The organism is Thiolapillus sp. (assembly GCF_048562965.1).
GTDB classification, from domain to species: domain Bacteria; phylum Pseudomonadota; class Gammaproteobacteria; order Chromatiales; family Chromatiaceae; genus Thiolapillus; species Thiolapillus brandeum_A.
The window spans coordinates 1-1,145 of the sequence record NZ_JBHNMF010000907.1; the positions used below are offsets into that span (position 1 = coordinate 1).

The 1,145-nt window shown below is 51.9% G+C and carries 1 protein-coding gene and 1 pseudogene; both read left to right on the forward strand.

Annotation, left to right across the window (positions count from 1 at the left end; all coding sequences use genetic code 11):
• The coding region (locus tag ACOCD2_RS21075; RefSeq protein ID WP_293650384.1) for a DUF4231 domain-containing protein at window positions 1-227 on the forward strand (227 nt) is incomplete at its 5' end.
• Window positions 224-1,145 (forward strand): annotated as a pseudogene (locus ACOCD2_RS21080) (hypothetical protein); the annotation flags it as partial. The gene ACOCD2_RS21075 and the pseudogene ACOCD2_RS21080, both read left to right, overlap by 4 nt.

The following is a 1,145-nucleotide window of genomic DNA, read 5'->3' on the forward strand; positions in this document are numbered from 1 at the left end:
TGAACCAGTATTCAACTCTTTGGGTTACTTACCGTGCCACAGCAGAGCGTTTAAAGCATGAAAAGTATCTGTTTCTTTCTGTCGCGGGTCCCTATAAAGAGCTGACCGAGTCCGAACGGCTGATCGTCCTTGCTGAGCGCATCGAAGAGCACGTATCGACCGAACATGCGAATTGGTCCAACGAAACCCGGCGAGTCATGATGGCCCAGAAAAAAGAGGGTGCATGATGGCGATTACTCGACCAGAAGAAATCGTGCTTGGCGAAACTTGTCTTGCGACGCCCGTATTTTTCCCCTCCATATCCACTGTCAAGACTGCACTGCAGCCGGCGGAATACCTAGCGACGCTATATTCCTTGCGAGAAATGAATAAGCAGTTCTTGGTGTCTGCCTTTGACATGGGGCGATCGGGAAATGGCGATGGGTTGGCTAAGTGGCTGGCCGCCGCCCATGAGGCTGGTGCGACCATACTGATGGATTCTGGTAACTACGAAAGCTATTGGAAAGAGGAGCAGGCAAGATGGCGCCAAGAAAATTTCCATGATGCTCTGCAAAGGTTTTCTTGCTCATTCGCCTTTGGCTTTGATGAGCAGTTCCCTCCAACTGATCTGGATACTCATGCCGAATTGGTTATCGAGCGCTGGCGGCAGGATCAAGCAGCTGCCGGAGATCGCATAATTGTACCTATCGTGCACGAGAATATCGAAAGACTGCCGAGTCTGTGTGCACGTATTGCACAGGAGACGGGGGTACCGATGATTGCAGTCGCCGAGCGGCGACTGGGAAGTGGCGTATTTGAGCGCACACGGTCTGTTATGGTGTTACGCGAGGTGCTCGATTCCATTGGACGCTACGTTGGGCTTCATCTCCTGGGTACAGGTAACCCGATTTCGCTTGCGCTCTATTCATGGGCCGGCGCAGACAGCTTCGATGGCCTTGAGTGGTGTCAAACAGTTGTTGATCACGAGACAGGACTTCTATTCCACTTCTCCCAGTCAGATTTTTTCCGGAAACAGACAGCCTGGGGAGACGATGATCTCTCATTTCAGGCTCGTACGTTGGCTCATAATTTAGCGTTTTACGCGGACTGGATGGACCGGCTTCGGGAAGCAGTCAACGATGGCGATGTTCTCAATTTCTTCCGCT